The sequence below is a fragment of the Brevibacillus sp. genome (genome assembly GCF_003521185.1).
Taxonomy (GTDB): domain Bacteria; phylum Bacillota; class Bacilli; order Brevibacillales; family Brevibacillaceae; genus Brevibacillus; species Brevibacillus parabrevis.
In genome coordinates this window covers 379-26,921 of record NZ_DOTK01000059.1, presented here as the reverse complement: position 1 = coordinate 26,921, position 26,543 = coordinate 379, and the positions used below count along the sequence as shown (strand labels likewise).

Genomic DNA, 26,543 nt, shown 5'->3' with positions numbered 1-26,543 from the left:
CATGCGTGGCGCACCAAAAAAAGACTGCCAAACGAATTTGGCAGCCGCTGTCTTCTGGATGTGCTTGTGCTAGTTTTGCTTGAATCCCACGCGAGCCTTTATTGATTCACAGGCAGCAAAGGCAGACGAATGTGGCTCGGATGCTGTTCATCATGGTAAATGTGCTGCGTGGCGACCACCGTCTCGGTTTCCGTCGCCAGGTTCCCTCCCGTGTTTGGATTCGGGAACGAGAAGTTTTCCGCACCGGATGTGACCGCGACCCGGATTCTGTGGCCCTTTTGAAAAACGTTGGCGATTTTGCCCATGCGGATTTCGTAGCGTTCGATCTGCCCCGGTTCGAGCAGCTGCGGTTCGGAAAACGAATGGCGGTAGCGGGCGCAAATGATTCCATCCGACAGGCGAATCGAGTTGCCCGCTTCGTCCACGTCGCTCAGTCGCACGAGCCAATCCGTATCGCGGGCCGAGCTGGCTGCGTACAGGACGGCAGAGATTTCCCCGGCAATGGCGACCGCTTCCTGCAAAGGCTCCGATGTGTAGACAAGCACGTCTTGACGTTTCTCTACCTCGGCGTAGTTTTCCGGCACGCAGTTTTCGTTCTCGGACAAATCAAGCAAGTACGGCGCGGCATCTAGCGGATCGAACAAGTACGTATCCGCTGGTTGCTCGCCGGGAGTCGCAAGCGTCAGGGCACCATCTCCCGCACTCGTATTCGCCTGTCCATGGCTGCTCAAATAAAACGCCGTTTGCTGCGCCTCTGCTGGCGGCCACGCCGAGGACGTCTTCCATTCGTTTTCGCCAACCATGTAATACTGGACGCGCGGCTCGTGTTCCACGCCGTTTTCGATGCCTTTCAAATAGCGGTCAAACCAGCGCAGCTGCGTCACGTCCAAATCGTAGCGAATCGCGTTGTTTCCAAATGGCACGTGATGAATCTCGCGCGTCGTATTGGCTTTGTGGTACCACGGGCCGAGAATCATCCGGGTGTGCTCTGGCATGTTCTGGGACACGACCTCCCACGCCTCGCTTGTGCCCATTCCGTTGTCGTCGTACCAGCCGGATACGAGAAACGCAGGCACTTTTACCTGATCGGCAAACTGCTTCCAGTCGGAACGCGCCCAAAAATCGTCGCCATCGGGATGCTCCATCCATTTTGTCCAGAACGGGATTTCTTTCCCGAGCACTTTTTGCGGAATTTCCTTGATCGGGCGGACTTTCAGCACTTCGCTCCAGTCATCTCGGCTGAGGGCAGCGACATTTCGGCGCTTTTCGGCCATCATGAAAATCCACGATAGCCCCGTGAGAATCGTCCCGCCTTTTCGCGGAATGTCGATGTACGGCGTGCCGACGGTTACGTAGCTGAAAATCGCCTTCAAGTGCGGGTTGCCGCTCGCTGCTGCCGCCCATTGCACATAGCCTACGTACGAACCTCCGAGCATGCCGATCGCCCCGTCCGACCATGGTTGTGCGGCGATCCAGTTGAGCGTGTCGTCTCCGTCTTCGCGCTCATGCACCAGCGGAATCCATTCGCCCTCGGAGTCTTCCCGCCCTCGCGTGTCCTGTACGACCAATGCGTAGCCGCGCGCGACGAATGGCAGACGGCGAAAAATCGCGTCCATCCGGCCGTATGGCGTCCGCAGCAAAATGGTCGGCACCCGTTCGCCCGGCTGCAATCCAGCTGGAATCCACACTTCTGTCGCCAGCTTGATGCCATCGCGCATGGCTACGTCGTGCCTGCCCAGATGCTTGACGCCGTAGCGCGCGGCAGAAAGCTGCGCATCTTGCCACAGCACAAGCGGCGTCATGCTTTCCCAGCCTTCCTGCACGAGTACCACACTGTCTCCCCTGCCAGTCAAGACGAATGCGATGACCTCGTTGTCGCACACGATCAGGTCGATCGGCATCGCTCCGCCGCGCAGCGCCCACACCCACGCCTGCTTGTGCTCCCGCCCGCCAGAGAGCGTCCCTTCGACTCGCTCATGCCGCTGGTAGCAGCCGCCACCAGGCGGATGCATCTCCTCGACAGCCGACCAGTCGAGCGCATTCCACTCGCCAAGCCTGCGGCTCAGCTCGTACACAGGCAGTTCGTAGACCGCTTTGTCTTCGGCGAGCAGTTCGAAGCTTCTCTCTGCCTTTTCTTCCGACTCCCAACCTGTAGGCCGATGCCACACTCGCTCTTTTCCCAAAAGCAAATCAGCGATGTGAACGCCTGATTGATAATAGCCAAAAACTTGTCCAGACGGTTGCTTGTTCTCCATCGTAGCTCTCCTCTTTTCTACAAAACGGAATTTATCTCCACGCTTTCTGATAGACGCGCAAATAGTTTTTGCCGAGAATGTCCTCAATCTCTTCGTCCTTGTAGCCCCTGATCATCAGCTCGCGCGTAATCAGCGGAATCGACGCGTGGCCTTTTACGACATCAAAAGGCATCTCTGTCGTTTTCGCGATGCGGTCGAGCGGAATGTACTTGGTCAAATCGTCGCACAGGTCAAGTCCGATGCCGATATGCTTGCTGCCGACGAGCTTCTTCATATGGTCGACGTGGTCGATCAGCCGCTCAAGCGTCGCTTCGGCTCCGCTGTTTGCCGTAAACATGCTGAACGCATTCAAGCCGATCAACCCGCCCTTTTCGGCAATCGCCGTGATCTGTTCGTCCGTCAGGTTGCGCATGGTCGGCACCAGGCTGCGGCAGTTGGAATGAGAAGCAATGATCGGCTTGCGGGCCACTTCGATCACGTCCCAAAATCCTTCGTCGTTCAAATGGCTGACGTCGATGAGGACGCCCAAGCGCTCCGCCTCTTCAATCAGGGCAACGCCAAAGTCGGTCAGACCGCCTTTTCTCCCTTCACGCACAGGGGCGAAAAAGCTGCCATCTGCGGCAAAATTTCGCCGACTCCAGGTAAGTCCCATCATCCGTACGCCCAGCTCGTAAAAAATGCGCAGCATGCTCAGATCGTTGTACAGCGGCTCGGCGCCCTCCAGGGAGAGAACAAACGAAACTTTTCCTTCCTGCCTTGCCGCGAGCAAGTCTTGTCCGTTTTTGGCGATGACCAAATAGTCCGGAGATTCCGCCACTTCCGCGTGCAAGGCACTCACCTGATTGAGCGCTTTGCGCAACGCCATTTCCGGCACAAACGCATCTTCCACAAAGACGGCCGCCACGACGGAATGCACCCCGCCTGCCTGAAACCGCGGCAAGTATTCTGTCTCGATCAGCTTCGTCCGGCCGTAGCCGCGCTGAATTTCTACATCCATCAGCAAGTCAAAATGTCCGTCCAGCACATGGACGCCATCGTGAAAGCTGCGTGCCTGCTGCAAAGTCGCATCTGCCATTCCCGCTCATCTCCCGTCTTTTTTGTCCAAATAGTTGTAGATCGTGTACTTGGTGACATCCAGCAAATCCGCCACGTGCTGCACGGCTCCCTTGATCAAAAACAGCCCTACTTCGTCGAGCAAATGGATGAATTGAATCTTCTCTTCCTTTTGCATCAGGGCAATCGGTTTTCCGGTCTTTTTCAGGCAATCGTCGATCATTTGCTCCATCAGACTGGTGACCGTCGGTGCGAACTTTTCCGCGGCCCGCCCTTCCTCGGCTTTGTCCGCGAACGCCATCATGTCGTTTAAGGCCGCCTGCGCGATGGCAATGTGCGTCAAGTCCATATTCAGGCACAGGCTGCCGATAATTTGCCCGGTTTCGTCCTTGATGTACAGCGAGCTGGACTTGATCTGCTTTCCCTTGATCGTGTCGTTGCGGTAGTTGAGATCGTAGTCCTCCTGGCTCGTCTTGGCTGTGCGCAAAGCTTGCAGCGCCAGATTGGTGACCGGGGAGCCGACCTCCCGCCCGCTGACATGGCCGTTGTAGATCGCAATGATCGAAGAAGATATGTCTGTCAAATCGTGCAGCACGACTTCACAATGCTGCCCCAACGTCTTCGCCAAGCCTTCCGCGACAGGAATATAGCTGGCTAAAATCGGATGAATGTGTCTCGTCATGAACAGAGCCTCGTTTCTTTCTGCTGTGTTGCTTGTGTCAGCTGACTTCGACAATCAGCTCAATCTCTATCGGATTATTGAAAGGAAGCACAGAAGTTCCGGCAGCTGCCCGCGCATGCTGGCCTGCCTCGCCCAACACTTCGATGAAAAAATCGGACGCGCCATTAATCACTTGCGGCTGCTCGTAAAAATCCGGGGCGCTACTCACCAGCGCAAACAGCTTGACGATCCGCGTGATCCGGTCCAGATCGCCCAACTCGGATTTGAGCAAGGCGAGCAAATTGAGCGCCGTAATTTTCGCGGCTTCGTATCCTTGCTCGATCGTCACGTCTGTTCCCAGTCTGCCCAAATAAAGCGGCTTGCCGTCCACGTAGCACCCCGCTCCCGAGGTGTACACCAGATTGCCCGTCTGCACACACGAGACGTAATTCGCCATCCGCGGTGGCGGTGGCGGCAATGTGTAGCCCAATTCCTTCAACCGCTGTTCGATCCTCGACATGTCCTCACCCCTTGAATGAATGAAAAGTCAGCAAGACCTGTTGCTGCTTTAACCATACTATTCTGACCACTTTGATTTCAACAATTTTTTAGAAGTTGATTAATTTTTTAAAAGAGAAACACACAAAACAGCCAGACACACTTTTTTCCAAGCGTGTCCGGCTCGCAAGTCGTCGTATCGTGAAAATCAGTCAATAGCGCAGTTGCATCAGGATGCTTCTGATCTCTTCGTCATTCATCATCAGGTCGTAGTGCTTCCTGCTGATCTTCGCCAGCGCGAGATCGTGGTAGAAAAATTCCGTAAACACTTTGACAAAAGGCTTCGCCATCGTCTTGATCGCTTGCCAGGACTGGTTTTCCTCACAGGCAAAAATCACTTCGCGCTCGTCGATGATCAACAGGCGAAACCGCTCCAATGTATGATGCTCGTCCGCCGGAATCAAGGTGTGCACCTTGGCAATGTTCGGCTTCAGCGATCCGACGACAAGCACTTCTACGTCCACGCCCTCTGCTTCCTTTTCCTCCAGGATCGGCAAATACTCGACGAGATCGTCTTTCCATGCCGAGATGCGGATCGAGCTTTTCGCTTCTTTGATAAGTTGCTTGCTCTGCACCCGAATCGAGCTGTCGACTTTCAGGCTCCAGACGAGATCCTCGGAGTAAGCTTTTTTCCTGGACTGAATTTTCAATTGCTTGATGTTGTCCTGAAATTCCGCTGTCAGCTTTTCAATCGCAAGCGCAAGAGGCAGTGCGCTGTACAGCTTTTTCTTTTCGGAAACCGAATCGAGCACCATGCCTTTTTCAATCATGCGCGACAGCACTTCGTATATTTTCGCCTTGGGCACGCCGGAAATTCGGACGATTTTCGTGGCGTCAAGCGGCTCCTCGCTCGAAACCAGCGCTTCAAAAACTTTGCTCTCATACTGCGAAAAACCAAATTTTTGTAACATGCTTCCTCCTGCCCGTATCATCTGGTTATTTATTTCCTATGATAAAGCATAGAAGCAAGCAAATCCAATGACCGTCCCTGAATTGACAGGCGCTTGGCTTCCATGTAATCTGTAACAGGTTACAAGTTACTCCATAGGTAGTAACTAAAATTCACAATCGTTGCACTTCTCTTGCAAAGCGTTTGGAACGCCGCTTGTGAAAGGGACATGCACCTCGGGCAGCATGAGAGACTAGGTAGTAATGGGAGGCAGAAAGTAGCAATGAATGTCGTTTTTTTGTTCACAGGATTTTTGTTCGTAGCAGGCTTGGGCTATGCGTTCAGTCACAATCGCAAAGCGATCCGGCTTCGGCCGATCATCGCCATGATGATCGCCCAGCTGGTGTTGGCCTTCCTCTTGCTGAATACCGGCGTCGGGATTGAGTTGATTTTGTTTATCTCCAAAGTGTTTGATACGCTGATGAAGCTCGGTATCAGCGGAGTCGACTTCGTCTTCGGGGGACTGGAAAACGCCGGAATGTCCACGTTCTTTCTCGATGTGCTGCTCCCGATCATTTTCATCTCGGTATTGATCGGGATTTTGAACCACTTTAAAATCTTGCCGCTGTTGATCCGCTTCACAGGATTTGTCCTCAGCAAGCTGAACGGCATGGGCCGACTGGAAAACTACATCGCTGTCTCCTCGGCTTTTCTCGGACAATCGGAAGTGTTTTTGACGACGAAAAAGCAGCTCGGCCTCGTGTCCAGCAAACGGCTCTATACGCTGTGCACCTCTGCCATGAGCGCGGTGAGCATCGCCATCGTCGGCGCCTACATGACCATGCTGGAACCGAAATACGTCGTCGTCGCCATCGTCGTCAACATTTTGTCGGCGCTGATTGTCGCCAATATTATCAACCCGTACACTTTGACGAAAGAGGAAGATTTGATCGAGCCTGTGGAGGAAACCGAAAAACCTGCGTTCTTCCAGATGATCAGCGAAAGCATTGTCGACGGCCTGAAAATCGCGGTCATCGTCGGCGCGATGCTGATTGGCTTCATCGCCCTGATGAATCTGGTCAACGAGCTGTTCTTGCTCATCTTCCGGATTTCTTTCCAGGAAGTTCTCGGCTACATATTCGCTCCGGTTGCTTTTTTGATGGGCGTTCCCCAGGCGGAGATCGTTTCGGCGGGAAGCATCATGGCGACCAAAATCGTGACCAACGAGTTCGTCGCGATGCTGAACTTCAAGGAAATCGCCAGCAGCCTGTCGCCCAAAACGGTTGGCATCGTCTCGGTCTTTCTCGTCAGCTTCGCCAACTTCGGCTCTATCGGCATCATCACCGGATCGGTGCGGGCACTCAACGAAAAGCAGGGCGACCTCGTAGCCAAGTTCGGCTTGAAGCTTTTGCTCGGCTCGACGCTGGCATCTGTGTTGTCGGCAACGATCATTGGTGTTTTTCTGTAAACGATCGCTGTTGGTTAGTTTACGCTACTGGAAGACGATAACTGAATACAAAAAACCAAAAAGTCGGTAATCCTGAGAATAGGAAAACCGACTTTTGTTTTGGTAAAAACCGTATTAGCTCGGGGTTTACGTTATTTGACTGGCGATACCCCTAGTTGAAAAACGTTTAGTAGAGAACACAATTCCCATTTGGTACATAGTACAAATTAGAACATATTGGGCGCAACTGGGCAATAATTGGTTACGTCGAACAGTTGTGTGCCCTGATTACTCTTTAAATGAAACCATAGTAACATTCCGATCTTTTTCGCTCACCGTTAAAACAACCTCACTCGCATAGCGAGAGAGAAATACGAGAAAGGGGGATTCTAGCAGGCCGTCACTGAGCACCCAGTTCATGGGGGATATGGTGACCTCGTCACTCGTTTTGAATGGTTTATTAATAAAGTCCCAGAGCTTTTTGTGATCCGGTTGGGCACGGTAGGTAGTCTGCTCGATAAAGGAAGTGCTATCTATTTGGAACAGCTTTACTTTTAGCTGGTTACTACGCTCACATTCTCTCCGCAGATAAAAATCCCTTACCAGAGGATCAATCTTACTTGTATTTATGACCGATTCGATAAAAGATCTTTTTATGTTTGGCTTTAAGTCCTCCAGCCTGATTTCCTCCAGCTTTCCTTTCGTGTATATTCCACGAACTTTAGTAAACAGGCTTGTGAAATTGACGGAAGCATACTCTTCTATCTCGGGATCGTCATGGGCCGGAATTCGATAAGCAGTATGCTCATGAACAACAAAAGGGGCGATGGCCCATTGCAGGACGATATCATGGATAAAATCGGGAGGTTCCTGGAGCCCACTTGACTCCAATTTCTTGAATGAAAAGTCGACGTTTGTTTCTACCCGATTCTCTCTAGTGGGGAACGGTATCTCTATCAGCCAATCCATATATTATGCCCTCCTTATTGGTAAGAGAAGCAAAAGGCAACCTAGATCAGATTGACCGATCTAAACTGCCCCTGTTTCTTTATTAAAGCGGTATTTTAAACGATGCCGATTTAACTGGTGCGATCACGAAACCAGATGATACACCCGCAACGGTCCCATGCACTGTTGCAGTATATGTACCCGGGGAAAGTCCTTGGAAGTCTATTTGGTCGTGATATTTTGAATAGAGAGTACCCGTCAGCTTTTTAGCAATTGGTTCCTGATGTACCAGCTTGCCGTTACTATCATTAATAGTGATGTACACGCTAAAACCTGAGATAACGTCGCCGCTTTTGGATATGTCCAAGGTCCAATTACAATACGCCAGGCCAGGACCAACCAGCTCAGGATAACATTTAATTGTTCCGAAACCGCCTATTCCTCCGGCTTTGGCTTGTGGTACACCTTCCAAGGGCTGCTGAATTAGGTTAAATTGACCCGGCGTGCTGATAATTTCCTCCTCAACAGCAAATGCCGAAAACGGCATTACGGTCATTATAACCAGAGTGAATAAAGCAAGCAATAATCTTTTCATATAATTTTAACCTCCATTTACAAATATTTACAATTTTAATTATAGTTCATTTACCATATTATTCAAGTTGCAAATTTTATATTGGTACCACATGCTGTAGGTAACTTTGCACTTCCATATGGTTATAAGTCTTTTAACTGTAAAGCTTTAGCTTCGAGCAGCACTTCCCTCTGGCCCATCTCTCGCCCCATATGTACGACTCCCTGGACAGTGCTTGCAAATACTTGGAATCCTCGCCTTCCTTCGCGAACAAGTGGTCAACCGCTTCTGTGAGCAAAACGTGAATCCCCATAACGCTGATGCTCTTGATACTGCTGTAATAGCCGAATACTGGCTCTCCAAAAGAAAGCATGTCTCCATATGCAGCTCCACGATTTCCCCGATAGCCGCACCAAGCGGCGACAGCCATCTCTCCCTGACCGAAACCCACTCTTCGTCACTCATTGCGTCCACCTTGCATTTACCCATATTTTTTCCAACAAAAAGAAAATTTCGCTAAATGTATTTCCCCTTTTTTACAGACGAAAATATTGGACAAAGACAAAAAAGACAGGCAGCCCGCTCGGCATGCCTATCTTTCGCTCGACTATTTTTCTCCCTCTGCTTTGTCGGAAGCTTTCGTCAATTGACGCAAGGCGTAGCTCATTCTCACGACCTTGCCTTCCCGATCGCGGAAAAAGTCGATCCAGACGGTGGAATCCCGCCTTTTGAAAACGAAGCTGTCCTTGTCAACCGGAGTGAGCGGATAAGCAAGACCGTCCACCAAAAGTTGCAGCTTCCCTTCCCGCTTCTCGATCACGGTGTTCAGCCATTCCGCAGATCGATAGCTCCCGACGTACTCGGACAACTGATCATTCGCCAGTTCGTACGGGGCATACGTGTACAGCGGCGCCGCTGGCGGTCTTTGCGCAAGCGTATTCAAGAGCGCCACGACCAGTTCGCGGACAGATACGCCATCGAGGTTTGCCAGCACTACTCCAGTCAGTTCCATCGACGGAACGGAAAAAATGTGCGAGCTGATCCCTTTGAGCGAACCACCGTGCTCCAGCATCAAGCCTTCGGGAAAAGCCGGAGATACCATCAAACCGTAGCCGTAAGAGCGATGCCCATCACAGCGGGCGTGTGGCGCGAGCATTTGCCGGATACTGTCCGAAGACAAAATGTTCGCACGATTGTTCTCGGCATCCGGGCGAAAAATTTGCAGGTAACGCAGCAAATCGTTTACGGTCGATTTGAGAAAGCCTGCGGCGCGCATGGCGGGAGCGTCATGCCAGTACGGGGCGGCGATCACCTCGTTGTTTCCGTCGACTTTTTTGTTCGTGTACAAAACGGTCACGTCGTCCTTGTCCGCAAGCTCCTCCACGGCAAAAACCGTCCGCTGCATGCCAAGCGGCTGCAAAATGTGCTGCTTCACATACTGCTCGTAAGTCTGGCCGCTCGTCCGCTCGATGATCGCCCCAAGCAAGCCGTAGGCGTCGTTGTTGTAGCTGAACGCTTCTCCCGGTTCGCTGAGCGGCTTTCCTTCAAACCCGGCGATCGCTTGCAATACTTCTTCATACGTATCCAGATAGGGCACGGTCTTCAGCTCTTCTTCCGCTTCTGTCCCGATGATCGCAGGGTCTTGTTCCATGCTGCGCTTCATCGCTCCGTCCAAATAAGGCATCGGCGCCATCCCAGGCGTGTGCGTCATGAAATGGTGGATGGTAATTCGCTTGGTCAACTCGTCATCGCCCGTGCGAAACTCCGGCAAATAGCGGATGACCGGATCGTGGACGGACAGTTTGCCTGCCTCTTGCAACTGCATGATCGCCACACACGTAAACGACTTCGTAATCGAGGCGATGCCAAACACGGTATCGAGCGAAAGCGGCAGCTGTTCCTCCCTGTTGCGGTAGCCGAACGTCTTTTGGTACAACAGCTTTCCTCCGCGCGCGACCCCGATTGCCGCCCCTGGCGCCTGCGCTTCTTCAAGCAACAGCCTGGCGTACTCCTCAAACATTTTCATCTGTTCGTCCACTTTTCATCTGCCTCCCAGCGCCTGGTCGTAAATCGCCCGTGCGATGCGGGCAATCGCCAGCTCTGCCGCCGGCTTTTCCGTCACGGCCCGCGACAATACCGTAATCGCAATTGCTCCTTTATCCTCAGGCAAGTAAATGATTCCCGCGTCATTGACCACCGCATTGACTGTTCCGGTTTTGTGTGCGACCTTCGTTCCTTCCGGCAGCAAATACGGCAGGCGGCTGTTGAACTGTTGGCGGCGCAAAATGTCCAGCATGAGCTCACAGGAGGCAGGCGTCAAAATTTCTTTTCGTTCGATCATCGCAAGCAAGCGGTTGAGGTCGCGCGGCGTAGCCACGTTGTTGTCCCGCGTCGGCAGGGAGACATCGTGAACGATTTCATAATCGCCTGTCTCTTCCCGGCGCTCGTATTCGTCGTAGCCAGCCGCAGACGGAGCAGGCTCATTCATCCCGACACAGTGGTTGAGCAATTGCCAGCAAGTGTGCCGCAAATGAATCTGTTCCAGCCCCAGCTCATGCATATGGGCCTCTACCTTGTCGATGCCGCCGATCAGCTCGATGACCAAATCTGTCGCGTAGTTGTCGCTGACAATCGTCATCAAGGTCGCCAAGTCTTTTACGGTAAGGGCTGCGCCTGCGTCCAGCTCCTGCAAAATTCCCGAGCCTGGCACGCGGTTTTCTTTTTGCGAGGCGATCCGCTGGTCGAGCGCGACCCGTCCCGCTTCGACTTCGCGCATCAAGGTGACGAGAATCGGAATTTTGAATGCGCTCGCCAGTTGAAACAGCTCGTCATCCAGATGCCCGGCCTCCTCTTTCGTCTCCACGTGCAATGCCGCTACCCCAAACACTCCTGGCGCATCCTTGAGCGCTTCATCCAATGCCTTTTGCCAAGCCATAAGCATGCCTCCTCCTTTTTATGGAAACAGCCAACACACATGCATGCGGGTGTCGGCCATCTCTGTCTTATTGCTCTTTGTAGCCCCATTTGAAGTCGATGTAGCCTAGCGGGTCCACCGTGATGCCTTTGACCTTGTCATTTTGTACCCAGGAGTTGACGCTGCTGTACACGCCCGTGACTGGCATTTCTTCCATCAAAATGCTCTCCGCCTCGACCAAATATTGATTGCGCTTCGCTTCATCCGGCTCGGCGTACGCCTTTTTCACCAGCTCTACGTAGCGCTCGTTGTGCCAAAAGGTCGAGTTGTTGGAGCTGTACTTTTCCATCATCAGCTCCAAAAAGTTGACGGAGTCGTTGTAGTCGCCTGTCCAGCCTGTGCGGGAAATCATGTATTTGCCGTGCTCCTGATCGTCGAACATGACCTTCAACTCTTTGTTGAGCAGCTTGACGTCCACGCCGAGCACCTGCTTCCATTGGGCTTGCAGTGCTTCGGCAATCTTTTTGTTGAGGTCGGATGTGTTGTACAAATATGTGATCTCTGGCAGCTTGGCGAGGTTCAGTTCCCGCATGCCTTCTGCCAATAACTGTTTCGCCGTCTCCCCGTCATTATCCTTGAAGTAGCCATCCGGTTTCAGCGAGGCGGAGAGCGGCACAAAGCCCATCAACGGCGTCTGTCCGGCCTGGCCGATGTTGTCGGCAATATCTTTTCGGTTGATCGCGTAGGCAAACGCCTTGCGAATCTTCGCGTTCGTGAACGGCGGCTTTTCAGTCTGGAACAGCAAGTAGTAGTTGGTGGCGCGTTCCATCGTTTGCAGCTTGCCTTCATCGCGCAACGGTCCGATGGCGTCCGCAGGCAATCCGCTGATCGGGCCGCCCGCCCAGTCCAGCTCCCCGCTGTTGAACAGCTCCAGCTCTGTATTCGTATCTTCAATCATGGAAAACTCGATTTCGTCCAGCTTCACGACATCCTTGTCCCAATACTGGTCGTTTTTCGCCAGCTCGATCTTGTTTTTATGCTCCCAGTTCGCCAGCTTGAACGGCCCGTTCGTGACGATGGTTTCCGGCTTTTTCGCCCAGTCGGGATTGGCCTCGACAACTTTCTGGTTGACCGGATAGTAAAAGGTGGCGAGCGTCAGAAAATACGGCGTCGGATTTTCCAGAGTGACTTGCAATGTCTTTTCATCCAGCACCTTGATGCCTACGTCCTCCGCCTTTGCCTTTCCTTCGAAAAAAGCGCGGGCGTTTTTGATCGGATAGTATTTGTAAGCGGAGCCGCTCGCCGTCTTCGGGTTGAGCACGCGCAGCCAGGCGAAGGCAAAGTCGTTCGCTGTCACCGGATCGCCGTTGCTCCACTTGCTTGCGCGCAACGTGAATGTATACACTTTTTTGTCATCCGACAGCTTGATGTCCGAGGCGACAGAATTGACTGGCTTGCCATCCTTGTCCAGCCTGACGAGCGAGTCGTACAGCGAGCGGATAAAAGCGCCGGAGATCACGTCATTCGACATGCCGGAGTCCAACGTCTCCGGTTCTGAGGCGTTCATGTACAAAATTTGGGTGGCGGCCGGCTGCGACGGCGCTGGCTGGGACTGTTGCGTGGAATCGGCAGCAGGCTGATTCGTGCTGTCACTGTTGCTGCAACCTGCGAACAATCCCGAGAGCAAAACCAAGAGACTTGTAATGACGACTGGTCGTTTCATGCTTACCCCCATCTTTGTTCAGTTCAGTTCACTTCTAACTTCTGTATAAATATTCTGCAAATTGTGTGCCAGCTGTTTCTGCCAAGCTTGATCCAGCCTGCTTATTCACTGCTGCATACATGGGCCTTCGACTCATCCTGACAAAATGCTGCATAAAGCTGTCCAGCAGCAAAAAGATGGCTCACACGATCAGCCTGCCCATTTTTTCGCCTGATGAACACGCAAAAAAGAAGTATTCAACGTTGAATACTTCTATTCACTCACGAATATTCATTTTGCCTAGCCAATCGCTGGCTGATACATGGCGACGGCATCACACGATCTCCGGCAAAAAACGATCGGCACGTGCTTTTGCTTCGCCAGCTTTTTAATATTTTTGCTGAGACTGTGACTGACAAAGTTGATAAAGACGAGAACCAGCTCCGTATCGGCAGGAATCGTCGCCTTCACGTCCGACTTTTTTCGTCCAGATACGTGATATACATTCCGAAATCCTTTATCCTGCAACAAGCTCTCGATTTCTCCTACCCGATCTCCTCCAACTACAAGAACGCCTGCCATATGAAAGCTCCTCCTCTCTAATCTCCCATTCTCGTCTGTTTTGTCAGTCCGTCGCCTAGCCGTGCGTCCGATTCAACAACGGTCTGTTCTGAGTTGTCTGTCCTTCTTCTTTCTCTTTTTTGGCAGGGAGTCGGTATTTTTCTGTCCGCTCGATCTGAACCACCTGCGAATCGTGAACCACGATATGGATGGAACCAAATTCCAAACTGTCCAAGGCTCGCTCGATTTTCTCCCACAGTTGTTCATTCAGGGCATTCTCTTTCTTCGCCATTCGCTCACGCCTCCCTGGTTATGTTGTGAAAAACTAAATGTTTATTATTCATACCTATTTAGTATGTTTTGTGGCCTAATGTTACCTCTCGAAAGCCTTCTGTTGTCCAGCAGCGACGACACCGACTTTTCGAGAGGTCATGTCCTTTTGAAACGATAGCAGCGTTACCCTCCTCCTGTTCATATAGCGAAAGGCTCCCGACGATGCCGACATGGTCTTGTCTGCGCGGGAGCTTTCGGAAGTCCGATCAGCTATTCACTAAAATCCGATGTATTTACTTATGATTAGAGATTATCACAGACCCATTCCATCGGTCAATGCCCCAATGTTCTGATTTCGTCTGCGCAAGCCAGATTAAATGTGCCGCCGTTCCGTAGCTTGCTGTACAAACTGTTTGTGCCGCTCACGCATCCTTTGCTCTGTCGCTTGATCCAGTCCCCAATTGCCAAGGCTGGAAGCTGGCCGCAGCGCTGCGTACAAATCCCAGTACGCCAAGTCCGTATAGTCGAGATCAGGCATCCTCTCCCGATAAAATGCTGTAAAGGTGTCCATCGCTTCGCTGCCAAACGCCCAAAGCAGCTCCAGCCGGGCATTGCCCACATCTGCGAGCGGATCGCCCACAGCCGCATCTTCCCAGTCGAGTACGGCAGTCAGACGGCCATCCAGCCACATTGTATTGCCTGGCCAAAAATCTCCGTGCAACAAGACATCGCGATTTTTTCGCGCCAAGGGCCAGACAGTGCCCAGCAGCTCGCGAATCAGCCCCTCGTCCAGCGAGTCGTCCAGCTTTTCCGGTGTTTTGCGAAGCGTATCCGCTACCCAATCGGTCTGACGCGGCAAAAAGGTACTGGCTTTTTGTTCAGGGTCGATCCGGTGGATACGGGCAAGCACCTCTGCCAGTTGGGACAAATAAGCGGACAGATTGGCTGGTTGGAAGCCTGTCTGTCCCTCGACGAATGTCGTGACAAGGCACGGCGAGGCAAAAATAGTTGCCGATGCTTCCAGATGGAGCGGCTGCGGCGCAGGAATATGCGCTTCCTGCAACAGTTGCAGCAGCTTGTATTCGTCGGAGGCGATCTGTGGATTGCGCTCGCGATCTGCTGCGCCGTGTTGCCGCACAACCATTTTTTTGCGCGTCCCGTCCGCACACTCCAGCTCTAGCGCTGTCACCGTCGCCGAGACGCCGCCGACAAGCTCCCAGGCGCGAAGCAGCTTCCCGCAAGGTTCGATTTTTCCTGCCAGCTCTCCCCATTTGTCCAGCTTGTTTGCTTGAGTCATGTTTGTTCGTCCTCCTGTCCGCTCTTCGGAAAAAGAGCCATCTAGTGTCGCTGTCAATCAGTCTGGCCGTATCCGCCAGGCTACTTCCTGCTTGCGCTTTTGCAAAAGCTTGCGGCACGCCTCGGCCATCAGCGCTATTCCTTGCTCGATCTTGTCTGTGTCTGTCTGGATGATGCTAAGGCGCAATCCGTTGTCCCGGCCAAAGCCTGACAAATAGTTTTGGTCCGTCGAGCGCACAGAGACGTGCTGCTGGTGCAAAGCAGCGATCACGTCGTGGGCATCCAGCTCTTTCGGCAGAACGATTGTGGTAAAAATTCCGCCGTGGGCAGCCGGACACTGAATGCTTGGGTCCAGGTGGCGGCGGCAAGCTGCGGCAAGTGCATCCATCCTCGTCCGATAGCGCTCTCTGACCATCGCGGCATGATGATCGTACATCCCCGAGTTCAAATACAGCTCCAGAGCAGCCTGGGACAAAACGGACGTGCTGGAGTCCGCCGAAGCTTTATGCAGGCGAAATGTCTCCATGACCGCTGGCGGCAAGACGACAGCAGCCAGGCGCAGTCCGGGCAACATGATTTTGGAAAAGCTTTTCACGTAAATGACGTGCCCTGACAGATCGTAGCTGTAGAGCGGATCGGCCTTCGCGCTCGTCTCCATATCCGCCAAATAGTCATCCTCCACCACAAATACCCCGTAGCGCTCCGCCAGCCTGGCGATTTGCCTTTTCTCCTCGGCTCCGTAGCTTGTCCCTAGCGGATTGTGAAAGCGCGGCATCGTATAAAAAAATTTGATCGGCTTGCTGCGAAACTGCTGCTCCAGCTCGTCCAGATCGATGCCTGCCGTCGTCCGCCCGATGCCGTATGTCGTGACACCAAGCAGTTGCAAGGTGCGAACCATGCCGTGAAAAGTAGGCTGCTCGACCAGGACGGCGCTTTTTCCATTGGGAAAAGGCATGGACGACAAGAGGTGCAGCGCTTGCTGCGAGCCGGAAACGACGCAAATCATGGACGGCTGCGCGAAAACTTGCGAATGGGCCAAATGCTTCTCCAGCTCCCGGCGCAAAGAGTAAAAGCCTTGCGGATCGCAATAAGTGAACAGCTGATCCTCGTACAGTTCAATCGCCCGGTTCAGGCAATGCTGGAAGTCTTTATACGGCATGACTTCCGGGTCTGGACTGGCCGCGGAAAAATCGATTTGTCCCTGTCCCGCTCCCGTTCGCGTGACGGCCTGCGGGCGCAGCACCGCGTAATAGCCGCTTTTTTGCACTGCGTACACGAGATGCTCTTTTTCCAGCTCCTGATACGCCCGGATCGCTGTATTCGTACTGCAATTCCACCGCTCGGAGGCTGTACGGATCGACGGCAGCTTTTCTCCGGGGCGTATTTTGCCCGTCAGCAACTGTTGTTTGAGCTGTTGCTTGAGCGCCTCGTATTTTTTCTCCACCCTTGTCCACCCGCTCTCCATCTGTGTGGGTACAGATGCCCTTTTTCCTCGTTTCTCCCTGGTTGTTCCTTACAGTATAGTGAATCGTAAGTCAGTCAGTAAACAGGAGAAAGGATGAGCAACAGATGGAATGGAAGCACCCCGAATTGCCTTACACAATCAGTGATGATCCGAAGCTGCTCGACGAAGAGCAAATTTTTGCCTGGCTGTCTACGACCTACTGGGCTGGCGAGCGTCCGAGAGAAATGATCGTCAAAGCCATTTCGCAATCGCTCTGTTTCGGAGTGTATCACGAGAGCGGACAGGCCGGGTTTGTCCGGGTCGTCACCGATTACGCGACTTTTTCTTGGGTGTGCGACGTCTTCATCGATCCCGCCCACCGCGGAAAAGGGCTGGGCAAATGGCTGATGGAGGTCATGGTGCAGCACCCGGCTATTCGCCATACAAACATGACGCTGGCAACGCGGGATGCCCATGGGCTGTACGAAAAATACGGCTTCGTCCGCAAAGAGATGATGCGTAGAATGGCAGAAGTACCGATGCCGCTCTCGTAATGGCAAAAGCGTGTTCCGCCAACAAAAAAATCCGTGGGGATATGCTCCTCAACGGATTTTTGCCGTTTGCCTGACTTGACCGTCCCGTTCAATGCTTGCCCCGAACGAAATCCGGTTCAGCTTGTCGATCATGCGCTGTTTGCCTTGACTGTCCTGCTCCGCGGGCTGTCCATTCACGATTTTCACAGGAATGACGCGGGAGCTGGTTTCTTTCTCTTTAAAAGCAAGCTCTACCATCATCGCTTCGCGTCCTTTCGTGTTGTACGAGGTCGTAAACACAAAGTTGCCGACGCTGTAGTAGATCGGGACTTGCTTGTAAAATTCGACGCCCATCACGGAATGGCTGTGTGAGCCGACGATCGCGTCCACGCCGTTGTCGATCAGCTTTTTCGCCAGCTCGCGCGCATACGGCTCAGGCGTGTCCTTGTACTCCAGGTTCCAGTGCATCACCGCAATCGTAATATCCGACTGGGCAACCGCCTGCTTCACATAGGACAGCATCGGTTCGTAGGAGTAGGCGTGAGCAAGTCCCGGCTTGTTTTTGCCCGCGTACCAGCGATAATTGGGCAGCACGTGGCTCAGGCCGATCACTGCCACTCGCTTGCCCTTGATCGTCTGGATCTGCGGCGCAAATGCTTCCGCTTCGTTTTTGCCTGCGCCCACGTAGCCGATTTGCTGCTTGTCCAAATGTCCGAATGTGTCCAGCAAAGCGTCTACGCCGTAATCGAGCGTGTGGTTGTTAGCCAGATTGACTACGTCGATGCCGGCATTTTTCAGTCCGTTCAGTGCGCTGGGCTGGGCGCGATACGTAAATTCTTTTTTCTCCGGCTTGCCGCGTGTGCTGACAGGCGTCTCCAGATTGGCGATGGCGAGATCAGCTTGTCGCAGAAACTCCCCTGTTTTTTGAAACGGATAGTCTACCCCGTGCCGTCCGATTTGCACCCCCACGCTTTTATCCAAAATGATGTCTCCCACAAACGCAATCCGGATTTCCTCCGCCGTCTCCTCTTGCTTCGCGTCCGCACCTGTCGCATGGATGGTCGGCGGACTTGCACTGCTGACCGCGAGCACCAACGCAGCAACGGCCACAGCAGCCGCACCGCTCCAACGAACAATTCCCATCCGCCTCACACGCCCTCTTGCTTTTTTATGCTCATTGTAGAAGGCTTGGGGCAAAAAGAGTGTTGAAGCGTGTCTTCGGACTTGCCATCATTTCTCGCCCTCATTTGACGAGACTTTTTTCCATGTCGAAGCGTGCTGTTTTCGCTAGTATAATAAGGACATACCTTTTACGCTGCAAAGAATGGAAAGGAGGAAAAATGGGTCAACCATCCGTTATGTTGAAAACGAAAACAGCGGTCCCTGCCTATCGCTTCGACAGTGTAAAGAGAAGTCATCTGCTGGAACAAATGAACAATGGGCTACAGTGCCGGCTCACGTTTGTAAACGCACCGGCGGGCTACGGAAAGACAACGCTGCTTTGCCAATGGGCGCACGATTTCAGCGGGCAGCTGGCGTGGCTTTCGCTCGATGAGAAAGACAACGATCTCGTCCGGTTTTGGCGCTATATCGTGCATATGCTGACAAATGCCTCTTCCCCGCATCTGGCGGAGAACATGGAAAACTCCATGAAGGCAACCTCTCATACTTCGATTTTTTCGTTTATAGACTCGCTGCTCAATGAGCTGGCGACAACGATTCACCAGCCGCTGGCGATCATTCTCGATGACTACCATGTGATTTCGGAAAGCGCGATCCACGACAGTCTCGCTTACTTTATTGAATATTTGCCAGGCAACTGCCATGTGTACATCGCCAGCCGCAGTGCCTTGCCCTTTTCAACGGCAAAATGGCGTCTTCGGAGCGAGCTTGTTCATCTGACGCCACAGCAGCTGTTGTTCGATCAAGCCGAGGCGTTCAGCTTTTGTCAGCAGGTGCATGGCTTGCTGCTTTCCGAGGAGCAAATCGCCAGTCTCGTCGCCAGCACAGAAGGCTGGGTCGCCGGGCTGCAACTCGCTGCGATTTCGCTTTCCACCTCCGGGAACCACGAGCGGTTTTTTGCCAAATTTACGGGGGCACACCGCGACATCTCCGACTATTTGTTTCACGAAGTGCTGGTGCAGCTGCCCCAATCGACGCGCGATTTCCTGTTGCTGACCTCCGTGCTGTCGCGGCTGGACGCCCACGTATGCAACGCGCTGGTCGGCATGACGGGCAGTCAGCAAGTTTTGGCTGAGCTGTACAGACAAAATATATTTTTGTTTCCCCTCGACGACGATCAGACTTGGTATCGCTACCATCATTTGTTTGCCGATTTTTTGCGCAGCCAACTGGAGCTGACTTACCCTGGCAAAGCTTACGAGCTGCACAAGCTTGCCAGCGAGAGCTTTGCTGCGCGCGGATTTCTGGACGAAGCCATCGAGCATGCGATTTGCGCTTGCGATTACCCGCTCGCCGTGCAGTTGCTTGCGCAGCACTTCCCGACGTGGCTTTCGCGCGGCGAATTTTTCACCTTGCTGCGCGCGCTTACGAGCATCCCGGATCACGGACAAAATATGCCGCCGCTGCTCAGGCTGCTCTACGTCTTTTTGCTAATCGCTTGCGATCAGACCAGTCTTGCCCAAGCTGAGCTTGACCTTCTGGAAAAAGACTGCCAGAGCATGCCCCCATCCGCGGAGCGCGAACAGTTTGCCAGCGGCCTGTTTTTTGTCCGGGCCAATCTCGTCTTTGCCAACGGCGATTTCGCAAGCTGGGTAGCCAGCTCGTCCCAATTGCAGGAGGACTTGCCGCAAAACCCGTTGTTTTATCATCTGAACTACAACACGACCGAGCCGTTCATCCGCAGGACGCGATTCGGCTTGAAAGGGATGCTGTCCGAGGAAACAGAGCTGGTCGGCAAGCAGTTTTCCGCCATTTTGGAGGCGCACGGCTGGCAGGACTCCTTGATCAACAAATACGTCGTCCAGGCGCTGGCGGAAGGGCTTTACGAGGAGAACAAGCTCGAAGAAAGCTTCGCGTTTTTGCAAAAAATCGCGCCTGTAGCGCTACAGCAAAAAATTCCCGGACTTTATGTTCCGTATGTACTGACTCATGCCCGGCACTTGCTGGCGAACCAGGATTTCAAGGAAGCGCGAAGGCTTGTCCAGGAAGCGATGGAGATTGTCACGGGGTGGTCGCAGCTGTACTGGATCAGTCCGTTGCGCGCTTTTCAGGCGTACATCGCACTCAGGGAAGAAGATGTGGCCTGGGCCGAGGCAGAGCTTGCCAAGCTGCCCCGCTCCACTTTTCACAAACCCAGTATTCATAAAGAGCTGGAGCAGTTGGCCTATGTCCGGCTGCTGCTCGCCAAACAGCAGGAGGCAGATGCGCTCAAGATTCTTGCCCCTTTGAAGCAAATTGGCGTCAGGGAGGGACTGTTAGGCAGCCAGGTAGAAATCGCCAATCTGCAAGCGATGGCGCTCCAGCAGCAAGGCAATAAGCGCGAGGCGTTGGCACATCTGCACGAGGCCCTTGTCATCGGGGCGAAAAACTTGTATGTACGCAGCTTTTTGGATGAGGGTCTGGCTATGCACAGCTTGCTCAGCGCTTACCAGCAGCGGGAAAACTCCAGGACGGAGCAAGCTCCTCCGGTCATTTCTCCCGACTATGTGCAGCAGTTGCTTGAGCTTTTCCCGAAAAAGCGGGCAAGAGCGCATGGCAGCTCATTCTCGCCGCTTCCAGAGCCGTTGACAGGCAAGGAAATGATCATTTTGTCCATGCTCGGCCAAGGGGCGTCCAACAAGCAAATTGCCGAAGAGCTGGGCAACACGGTCGGTACGGTCAAAGTGTACCTGCACCGGATTTACGGGAAACTCGGTGTGGAAAACCGTACCCAAGCGCTGCTCCGGGCACAGGAAATCTCGCTTTTGGAGGCGCCGACAAGCACTATGTTATAAAGCTGAGCTTTAGGATGAGAAAAGGCTTCGCCACGGTTTTGTGGGCGGGGTCTTTTTTCTTTTGGGGATAGTCGGGAGTTTCAAGGAAATTACTGATTGCATGAAAGCCTGTTTGAGTGTCGCTTTGTCGGGTGCGAGTGATCCAGCCATCTTCCGCCCCTTTCGCGAGCAGCCATAATCCAACGAGCAAAGCCGCGAGGGCGAGGTACCCCCGCTTGTGGTCAGCGCTCCGATCTGCAAGCCTTTATCTGCTGTGGCGAGCCAGCCATCCCGCCATGACTGCCGGAGACAAATACGCCATCATGACTTCCCGCCACAGCACAAACGATTTCGCCTTGCCTTGGGGCGATCCGTCCTCGTCTCAGCGACAGCCGCTGTCTTTGCCCGATGATTCACTCCCATGAATGAACTTCTTCCTTGTTTTTTGAATATATAATTAGGCTCCTAACTATATACCTGTGAAAATGGGCTAGTTTTCCTAGCCCGTCTTTACCTTTTCTTGCTGTTTGCTTGCACGTCTTTCTTTTCATCTGTCAGTGCCGAGATGCCTTCTGTCACGCGACCAAGCAGGGACAGAAATACGCTGCGCTCCTCCAGCGAAAGGGAACTGACCATCGCTTCCAGCCGCATGAAATGCTCAGGCGCCATGTCCCTCAGCTTGCTCGCACCCGCTTCGGTCAAAACAACCGCTTTTTGGCGTCCATCCTGCATGCTTTTTCGCCGGGAGACGAGTCCATCGCGCTCCAGCACGTCAATCAGGCCCGTCACCGTAGCGCGGGTGACGCCGAGATTGTCTGCCAATTGCGAAGGCAGCAGCTCTCCGTCGTTGGTTTCCAGCTCCGCCAAAAGCCGATAGCGCCCGGTTGACAAGCCGAAGCGGCCAAAGTGAATCTCCGCTGCGCTGCCGAGTTTCGCTCCCGCCTCCATCAGTCGCGCGGCTACGAGAACTGCCTGTGCGTCTACGTCCAGACTGTAGCGCGCAAGCTGTCGCTTCGTCTGGTCAAGCGAAGGAGCAGAGTCGAAGTCATGCTTGTTTTTCGGTTCGTTGTTCATGCACGTAGTATGGTGCCTAACTGCTTTTCGTGTCAACCAAATTTTCCAAACTCATTTTCAGTAGACCAGACAGGCTCGATCGGCTTATTTCGGTTGCATCCGAATCGCCCCGTCCAGCCGGATTGTCTCTCCATTCAGCATCGGGTTCGTAATGATGCTGTTCACCAGCTTGGCGTACTCGTCGGGCTGGCCCAATCTCGGTGGAAAAGGCACAGTCGCTCCCAACACGTCTTTTATGGCGCGGGGCAGCTTGTCGTACATCGGCGTGTCAAACAAACCAGGAGCGATCGTCATCACCCTGATTCCATACGGAGCCAAGTCCCTCGCCAACGGCAAGGTCATGCCAACAATCCCGCCCTTTGCAGCGCTGTAAGCCACTTGTCCGACCTGCCCGTCAAAAGCAGCGATAGACGCTGTATTGACGATCACGCCGCGTTCGCCCGTTTTGGCTGGCTCGTTGCCTGCCATCTGCTCGACTGCCATTCGCACGACATTAAACGTGCCGATCAGGTTCACTTGCACGACTTTGCTGAATGTCTCCAAGGAATGAGGGCCGTTTCTGGACAGCGTCTTTTGCCCCAGAACCATTCCTGCGCAATTGACTGCGGCGTGAATCGTGCCGAAAGCTCCCGCCGTGCGCTCGATCGCCTCCCGCACGCTCGCTTCGCTCGTCACATCCGTCTGTACGAACAGGGCGTGATCGCGTCCCAGCTCATTTGCCAGGGCGTACCCCCGTTCGAGGTCCTGATCAAGAATGGCTACTCTTCCTCCGTGCTCTACCACATTCCTCACAGTGGCTTCCCCCAACCCGGAAGCTCCACCCGTTACAATGGCAACCACATCCCGAATGTCCACGCCATTCTCCCCCTTCCTGCAAATCGACATTCAGGATAAATAAATGCAAGTTGAGTACCAGCCGCGAAAAGCGCTGCCAGCCCTTGCTTCGGGTTACCGAAACTGTCCTTGTGTCCAAGCCGTTCGGACACTCGTGAGACAGTTTTCGTCCGATAAATGGACACGAACCGCCCTTCCTTCCGCTCAGCGCACAGGCCAGCAGCTGTGGTCATTGGCGTGCAGCAAAGCGGCTGAGAAAAACACAAGCAGTCTTTCACGGTGTCGTCAAAGCCATTCAGAAAAAAGCTGCGGAAGTGTTGCCCATGCCCAAGCAACGCTTTGTCTGGCCTTATCTATTTGGGACACGCTCAGCGAACTGAATCAGCGAAGAGTCAAATAAACAGGATGCACAAATAACCCCGCAAAAGGCGACTGCCCTTTCTTCGGGGTTTTGTTTGTTCTTGGCCAAAACAATGCCGTGACTCGGCTTCCAGCAGACTGTAGTTGGCGGGCACTGTCAAGCTGCCGAATTACGGCGCAATTTGCTCAACGAGATGAACGATGGCTTGCGCGACCTTTGCTTCGTAGCTCTCTTGGCGGCACAGTTCATCCCATAGTTGCTCATGCTCTTTTTCACCGGGCACATCAGCAGTTTTATGCTCTGCCTGCCCGTCTCCGCCAGCCGCGGCGGCCACCTCGGCATTTTGCGCACGATTGCGGACCAGCTCGTGTACCATGAGCAAACTCAGCAGCTTGTCCATATTCGCCTGATGACGAATCAGGTGCGGCTCCATCCGTCTGGCCATCTCCCACAGCTTCTCTGTTTGATCTTGTGCGGTCAGCATTTCCCTCTCAAACCTCCACACGGAACATAACTAAACAACATTAATTATATCTAATTATAATCAAATATAGAAAGATAAGAAATCAATCCGCGCTATTTTCCTGGACAGGCTGACGGAGATGCTGTGTGGAATCAGGAGAAAGTAGTCCGACCCTATTTTGTTGTATGATGGGCATATGCACGAACTGCTCGTTGGCCGCAAAAGTGTGCCCAACGCTATTTTTCCAACCCGGGAGGAACTATGGATCGCATTCAATATTTGTCGCAGTTCAATTTGTTGCGTTCCCTTTCCAGCGAAGACCTGATCGAAATGGACGAGCTGACCTCGATTACGACTTTTCCGAAATATACATTCATTCAAACGCCCGACACGTTCACGGAGGGGCTGTACTTTGTGAAGCGAGGGAAAGTGCGTTTGTATCGGCTCAATGAGGAAGGCAAGCAATTTACTTTGGATATTTTGCGCGAGGGGAACATCTTTGGCGAGATGGGGGATATTTCGCTAGGGACGCGCGGCCTGTTTATCGAGACGGTCGAGGAAAGCGATATTTGCGTGATGGACAAGGAGCGCTTCGAGAGTTATCTTCTTCGTCGGCCACGTTTCATGCTGAATATGATCAAAGTAATGAGTGAGCGCTTGTCGCACATGAGCAGTCTCGCGCAAAGCCTTGCTCTCAGAAAGCTGCACGACAAAATTATCCACGTTCTGGCGGAGCTTTCCGAACGGTTCGGGGTTCAGGACGATGGCGACGATTACAGCCGAATCGACATGCCCCTCTCCCATCAGGAAATTGCCCACCTGGTAGGGGCTTCAAGAGAAGCCGTGTCTGTAGCGTTGAAAGAGCTTGCGGAGGCGGGCATGCTCCGCACCGGGTTCCGTACAGTGACCGTCCACCGCGACATTCTCCGGGCGGCACAAAAACTCGCTCAGGATGACAGCTTGTGAACTGCATTACATCTTTTCCATTCGTGCTTCTCTTATGATGAAGAAGAGTTGAATGACAGGACGAAACGGAGAGAGAACGAGATGGAAAACAGGCCACTGGCTTCTTTGCAAACAGAATTGGATCGTGCTACCGCGCAGATGGAGCAAAACTTGCCCGCTGAAATGGTCAAGATGTTCGAGCAGTCAATCCAGCAAGTAAAGGCATCCGCTGGTGCTGCTGGCTTGAAAGCCGGAGCACAGGCACCAGACTTTTCGCTGACGGATCAAAACGGTGCCAGCATGACTTTGTCTGAACTGACGGTCAATGGCCCCGTCGTTCTTTTGTTTTATCGCGGCGTCTGGTGCCCGTTTTGCAATATTGCGTTGCGGGCTTATCAACAAGCGTCAGCACTTTTTGCGGAGGCAGGAGCGCAACTTGTGGCGATCAGTCCGCAAACGCCGACCTATTCAGCCAGCATGAAGGCAAATAACGAACTTGGATTTCCGCTTTTGAGCGATCCTCGCAATGAAGTCGCAGCCCGCTACCATCTCGTATTCGAGCTTCCGGAAGCGCTACGGGGAAGTTACCAGTCTCTTGGCATTTCTCTCGACGAGTATCATGGCGATTCTTCGTGGAAGTTGCCTGTGCCCGCGACATATGTGATCGACCGTGAGAACATGATTCGTCTGGCTCACGTCGAAGCTGACTACAAGCAGAGGCTGGAGCCTTCCCACGTATTGGATTTGCTGACTTCACGAAACGATTGGTAATCACGATTACGGAGGCGGCTATGCTATGACATTCGACGAAATGGCTTCGATTTCAGAAAGGGTGCTGAATCGGAAAGGAGCCAGAAAAGCTGGCGACATTCTCCCGGATGTGCTCGTTTTATTGAATGGCGGACGAATCGAGAGTGTCAATTTGACAGAGTGGTTGGCAGTCGATCATTTGCAACTGCTTAGGCACATCCTGGTTGAGCTTCAGTTGCAGCAGCATGCTGACGCGATGTTATCCGCGCTGGAACGGATCGCGGGGCAGCCGACGATGAAAGTCATCCCCGCCATTGCGGTCGAATGGCTAGAGGTGTTCCGTCAAAAGACTGGCGAGGAGCGTACACAACTGTTCCAACGCTTGGCGGCGCATCCGTCAGATAGCGTGCGCTGTTGGGCAGCTTACATCGTGGGGTTGGATCAGTTGGAACTGGAGCAAAAACTGGCGCTCATTCGCCCGTTTGCCGCCGATAGCCACTTCGGCGTCCGCGAAATCGCATGGATGGCTGTCCGAGACTCTGCTTCCCAACAGCTGAAACTAGCCATCCGCCTGCTGGGCGCTTGGGTACAGGAACCGAATGCCAATCTCCGCCGTTTCGCCGTTGAATTGACCCGTCCGCGCGGCGTTTGGGCCAAGCATATTGCGGAGTTGAAGGAGAATCCCGAATGGGGGCTTCCCCTTTTGGCGCCGTTGAAAGCCGATCCATCCAAGTATGTCCAGGATTCGGTTGCCAATTGGTTAAATGACGCAGCCAAGTCGCAGCCGGATTGGGTCGTTCAAGTATGCCGCGCGTGGCTGGATGCATCCGATGAGAAAGCGACCAAGCGGATCGTGGCGAGGGCGCAAAGAAGTATGAAGGGCTAGGATGGGGGATGCTTTGTAGATTGCGTCATCGGGAGTTTCAAAAAAATACCAATGCAAAAAGCTTGCTTGGGGTAATGCTTTGTAGGTTACGTCATCGGTACTTCAGGTGAAGCGAGGAAAGAGACGAATCGCTGTAGCTTCTTGGGATACCCCCTGGGGGCTTAGACTGCACGGCTCCGGGGAAAAA

The 26,543-nt window shown here is 53.2% G+C and carries 25 protein-coding genes; 6 read left to right on the top strand and 19 right to left on the bottom strand.

The window, feature by feature from the left end; all coding sequences use genetic code 11:
• Positions 1-98 precede the first annotated feature (98 nt).
• From DEP07_RS18250 to DEP07_RS18230, 5 genes are all read right to left on the bottom strand, one after another.
• Entirely contained in the window at positions 99-2,255 is a 2,157-nt protein-coding gene (locus tag DEP07_RS18250) for a CocE/NonD family hydrolase (RefSeq protein ID WP_287102857.1), read from the bottom strand.
• 31 nt (positions 2,256-2,286) lie between these two features.
• Positions 2,287-3,330: a dipeptidase gene (locus tag DEP07_RS18245; RefSeq protein ID WP_274874263.1), complete on the bottom strand. Its 1,044-nt coding sequence runs from the start codon at positions 3,328-3,330 to the stop codon at positions 2,287-2,289.
• Positions 3,331-3,336: 6 nt separating this feature from the next.
• Positions 3,337-3,990, bottom strand: coding sequence for a helix-turn-helix transcriptional regulator (locus tag DEP07_RS18240; protein WP_122964664.1), 654 nt, complete (start codon positions 3,988-3,990; stop codon positions 3,337-3,339).
• Between the two features lie 37 nt (positions 3,991-4,027).
• Complete coding sequence (locus DEP07_RS18235) at positions 4,028-4,489, bottom strand: RidA family protein (RefSeq protein WP_122964663.1); 462 nt, start codon at positions 4,487-4,489, stop codon at positions 4,028-4,030.
• A gap of 190 nt (positions 4,490-4,679) precedes the next feature.
• Positions 4,680-5,438 (bottom strand): TrmB family transcriptional regulator, encoded by a 759-nt coding sequence (locus DEP07_RS18230; RefSeq protein ID WP_122964662.1) that lies wholly within the window; start codon positions 5,436-5,438, stop codon positions 4,680-4,682.
• A gap of 261 nt (positions 5,439-5,699) precedes the next feature.
• On the opposite strand from DEP07_RS18230, the gene DEP07_RS18225 reads away from it, so the two are divergent.
• Positions 5,700-6,884 (top strand): NupC/NupG family nucleoside CNT transporter, encoded by a 1,185-nt coding sequence (locus tag DEP07_RS18225; protein ID WP_122964661.1) that lies wholly within the window; start codon positions 5,700-5,702, stop codon positions 6,882-6,884.
• A 267-nt stretch (positions 6,885-7,151) separates the two neighbouring features.
• On the opposite strand, the gene DEP07_RS18220 is transcribed toward DEP07_RS18225, so the two are convergent.
• The 10 genes from DEP07_RS18220 to DEP07_RS18175 all read right to left on the bottom strand — a co-directional run bounded on the left by DEP07_RS18220 (position 7,152) and on the right by DEP07_RS18175 (position 16,575).
• A complete protein-coding gene (locus tag DEP07_RS18220; protein ID WP_287102856.1) occupies positions 7,152-7,832 on the bottom strand; it encodes a hypothetical protein in 681 nt (226 codons plus the stop codon).
• A gap of 82 nt (positions 7,833-7,914) precedes the next feature.
• Entirely contained in the window at positions 7,915-8,406 is a 492-nt protein-coding gene (locus DEP07_RS18215) for a hypothetical protein (protein WP_287102855.1), read from the bottom strand.
• 133 nt (positions 8,407-8,539) lie between these two features.
• Positions 8,540-8,836: a hypothetical protein gene (locus tag DEP07_RS18210; protein WP_287102854.1), complete on the bottom strand. Its 297-nt coding sequence runs from the start codon at positions 8,834-8,836 to the stop codon at positions 8,540-8,542.
• A 156-nt stretch (positions 8,837-8,992) separates the two neighbouring features.
• Positions 8,993-10,423, bottom strand: coding sequence for a serine hydrolase (locus DEP07_RS18205; RefSeq protein WP_287102853.1), 1,431 nt, complete (start codon positions 10,421-10,423; stop codon positions 8,993-8,995).
• A gap of 3 nt (positions 10,424-10,426) precedes the next feature.
• Positions 10,427-11,320 carry a serine hydrolase gene (locus DEP07_RS18200; RefSeq protein WP_287102852.1) on the bottom strand — a complete coding sequence of 298 codons (894 nt, stop codon included), beginning with the start codon at positions 11,318-11,320 and terminating at the stop codon, positions 10,427-10,429.
• Between the two features lie 67 nt (positions 11,321-11,387).
• Positions 11,388-13,022 carry a peptide ABC transporter substrate-binding protein gene (locus DEP07_RS18195; protein WP_287102851.1) on the bottom strand — a complete coding sequence of 545 codons (1,635 nt, stop codon included), beginning with the start codon at positions 13,020-13,022 and terminating at the stop codon, positions 11,388-11,390.
• A 279-nt stretch (positions 13,023-13,301) separates the two neighbouring features.
• Positions 13,302-13,583 carry a DUF2325 domain-containing protein gene (locus tag DEP07_RS18190; RefSeq protein ID WP_063229985.1) on the bottom strand — a complete coding sequence of 94 codons (282 nt, stop codon included), beginning with the start codon at positions 13,581-13,583 and terminating at the stop codon, positions 13,302-13,304.
• 55 nt (positions 13,584-13,638) lie between these two features.
• A complete protein-coding gene (locus DEP07_RS18185) occupies positions 13,639-13,854 on the bottom strand; it encodes a YezD family protein (RefSeq protein ID WP_063229984.1) in 216 nt (71 codons plus the stop codon).
• A gap of 354 nt (positions 13,855-14,208) precedes the next feature.
• On the bottom strand, positions 14,209-15,132 hold the full coding sequence (locus DEP07_RS18180; RefSeq protein ID WP_287102850.1) for a phosphotransferase family protein: 924 nt from the start codon (positions 15,130-15,132) through the stop codon (positions 14,209-14,211).
• Positions 15,133-15,189: 57 nt separating this feature from the next.
• Positions 15,190-16,575, bottom strand: a complete 1,386-nt coding sequence (locus DEP07_RS18175) for an aminotransferase-like domain-containing protein (protein WP_287102849.1) — start codon at positions 16,573-16,575, stop codon at positions 15,190-15,192.
• 125 nt (positions 16,576-16,700) lie between these two features.
• On the opposite strand from DEP07_RS18175, the gene DEP07_RS18170 reads away from it, so the two are divergent.
• Positions 16,701-17,129: a GNAT family N-acetyltransferase gene (locus tag DEP07_RS18170; protein WP_122964656.1), complete on the top strand. Its 429-nt coding sequence runs from the start codon at positions 16,701-16,703 to the stop codon at positions 17,127-17,129.
• A 48-nt stretch (positions 17,130-17,177) separates the two neighbouring features.
• Here DEP07_RS18170 and DEP07_RS18165 read toward each other — a convergent pair whose 3' ends face one another.
• Entirely contained in the window at positions 17,178-18,251 is a 1,074-nt protein-coding gene (locus DEP07_RS18165; RefSeq protein ID WP_287102848.1) for a CapA family protein, read from the bottom strand.
• Between the two features lie 197 nt (positions 18,252-18,448).
• Between DEP07_RS18165 and DEP07_RS18160 the strand changes: the two genes are divergently transcribed.
• Complete coding sequence (locus tag DEP07_RS18160; RefSeq protein ID WP_287102847.1) at positions 18,449-21,064, top strand: LuxR C-terminal-related transcriptional regulator; 2,616 nt, start codon at positions 18,449-18,451, stop codon at positions 21,062-21,064.
• A 489-nt stretch (positions 21,065-21,553) separates the two neighbouring features.
• Here the strand turns inward: DEP07_RS18160 and DEP07_RS18150 are convergent, their stop codons facing one another.
• The 3 genes from DEP07_RS18150 to DEP07_RS18140 form a co-directional block, all read right to left on the bottom strand.
• The gene (locus DEP07_RS18150; protein ID WP_274875379.1) at positions 21,554-22,117 is read right to left on the bottom strand and encodes a MarR family winged helix-turn-helix transcriptional regulator; all 564 of its coding nucleotides are present in this window, start codon (positions 22,115-22,117) and stop codon (positions 21,554-21,556) included.
• A gap of 84 nt (positions 22,118-22,201) precedes the next feature.
• Complete coding sequence (locus DEP07_RS18145) at positions 22,202-22,972, bottom strand: 3-hydroxyacyl-CoA dehydrogenase (RefSeq protein ID WP_281869739.1); 771 nt, start codon at positions 22,970-22,972, stop codon at positions 22,202-22,204.
• Positions 22,973-23,481: 509 nt separating this feature from the next.
• A complete protein-coding gene (locus tag DEP07_RS18140; RefSeq protein ID WP_122964651.1) occupies positions 23,482-23,796 on the bottom strand; it encodes a hypothetical protein in 315 nt (104 codons plus the stop codon).
• A 240-nt stretch (positions 23,797-24,036) separates the two neighbouring features.
• Here DEP07_RS18140 and DEP07_RS18135 point away from each other — a divergent pair, with 240 nt between their 5' ends.
• The 3 genes from DEP07_RS18135 (at position 24,037) to DEP07_RS18125 (ending at position 26,356) form a co-directional block, all read left to right on the top strand.
• Positions 24,037-24,741, top strand: a complete 705-nt coding sequence (locus DEP07_RS18135; RefSeq protein ID WP_122964650.1) for a Crp/Fnr family transcriptional regulator — start codon at positions 24,037-24,039, stop codon at positions 24,739-24,741.
• 81 nt (positions 24,742-24,822) lie between these two features.
• Complete coding sequence (locus tag DEP07_RS18130) at positions 24,823-25,491, top strand: peroxiredoxin-like family protein (protein WP_242774574.1); 669 nt, start codon at positions 24,823-24,825, stop codon at positions 25,489-25,491.
• Positions 25,492-25,516: 25 nt separating this feature from the next.
• The gene (locus DEP07_RS18125) at positions 25,517-26,356 is read left to right on the top strand and encodes a DNA alkylation repair protein (RefSeq protein ID WP_174769221.1); all 840 of its coding nucleotides are present in this window, start codon (positions 25,517-25,519) and stop codon (positions 26,354-26,356) included.
• Positions 26,357-26,543: the final 187 nt, after the last annotated feature.

Excerpts from the sequence above, each read along its gene's own strand:
- DEP07_RS18250 (WP_287102857.1), bottom strand. The coding sequence starts at position 2,255 with ATGGAGAACAAGCAACCGTCTGGACAAGTTTTTGGCTATTATCAATCA.
- DEP07_RS18245 (WP_274874263.1), bottom strand. The coding sequence starts at position 3,330 with ATGGCAGATGCGACTTTGCAGCAGGCACGCAGCTTTCACGATGGCGTC.
- DEP07_RS18240 (WP_122964664.1), bottom strand. The coding sequence starts at position 3,990 with ATGACGAGACACATTCATCCGATTTTAGCCAGCTATATTCCTGTCGCG.
- DEP07_RS18235 (WP_122964663.1), bottom strand. The coding sequence starts at position 4,489 with ATGTCGAGGATCGAACAGCGGTTGAAGGAATTGGGCTACACATTGCCG.
- DEP07_RS18230 (WP_122964662.1), bottom strand. The coding sequence starts at position 5,438 with ATGTTACAAAAATTTGGTTTTTCGCAGTATGAGAGCAAAGTTTTTGAA.
- DEP07_RS18225 (WP_122964661.1), top strand. The coding sequence starts at position 5,700 with ATGAATGTCGTTTTTTTGTTCACAGGATTTTTGTTCGTAGCAGGCTTG.
- DEP07_RS18220 (WP_287102856.1), bottom strand. The coding sequence starts at position 7,832 with ATGGATTGGCTGATAGAGATACCGTTCCCCACTAGAGAGAATCGGGTA.
- DEP07_RS18215 (WP_287102855.1), bottom strand. The coding sequence starts at position 8,406 with ATGAAAAGATTATTGCTTGCTTTATTCACTCTGGTTATAATGACCGTA.
- DEP07_RS18200 (WP_287102852.1), bottom strand. The coding sequence starts at position 11,320 with ATGGCTTGGCAAAAGGCATTGGATGAAGCGCTCAAGGATGCGCCAGGA.
- DEP07_RS18195 (WP_287102851.1), bottom strand. The coding sequence starts at position 13,022 with ATGAAACGACCAGTCGTCATTACAAGTCTCTTGGTTTTGCTCTCGGGA.
- DEP07_RS18190 (WP_063229985.1), bottom strand. The coding sequence starts at position 13,583 with ATGGCAGGCGTTCTTGTAGTTGGAGGAGATCGGGTAGGAGAAATCGAG.
- DEP07_RS18185 (WP_063229984.1), bottom strand. The coding sequence starts at position 13,854 with ATGGCGAAGAAAGAGAATGCCCTGAATGAACAACTGTGGGAGAAAATC.
- DEP07_RS18180 (WP_287102850.1), bottom strand. The coding sequence starts at position 15,132 with ATGACTCAAGCAAACAAGCTGGACAAATGGGGAGAGCTGGCAGGAAAA.
- DEP07_RS18170 (WP_122964656.1), top strand. The coding sequence starts at position 16,701 with ATGGAATGGAAGCACCCCGAATTGCCTTACACAATCAGTGATGATCCG.
- DEP07_RS18165 (WP_287102848.1), bottom strand. The coding sequence starts at position 18,251 with ATGGGAATTGTTCGTTGGAGCGGTGCGGCTGCTGTGGCCGTTGCTGCG.
- DEP07_RS18160 (WP_287102847.1), top strand. The coding sequence starts at position 18,449 with ATGGGTCAACCATCCGTTATGTTGAAAACGAAAACAGCGGTCCCTGCC.
- DEP07_RS18150 (WP_274875379.1), bottom strand. The coding sequence starts at position 22,117 with ATGAACAACGAACCGAAAAACAAGCATGACTTCGACTCTGCTCCTTCG.
- DEP07_RS18140 (WP_122964651.1), bottom strand. The coding sequence starts at position 23,796 with ATGCTGACCGCACAAGATCAAACAGAGAAGCTGTGGGAGATGGCCAGA.
- DEP07_RS18135 (WP_122964650.1), top strand. The coding sequence starts at position 24,037 with ATGGATCGCATTCAATATTTGTCGCAGTTCAATTTGTTGCGTTCCCTT.
- DEP07_RS18130 (WP_242774574.1), top strand. The coding sequence starts at position 24,823 with ATGGAAAACAGGCCACTGGCTTCTTTGCAAACAGAATTGGATCGTGCT.
- DEP07_RS18125 (WP_174769221.1), top strand. The coding sequence starts at position 25,517 with ATGACATTCGACGAAATGGCTTCGATTTCAGAAAGGGTGCTGAATCGG.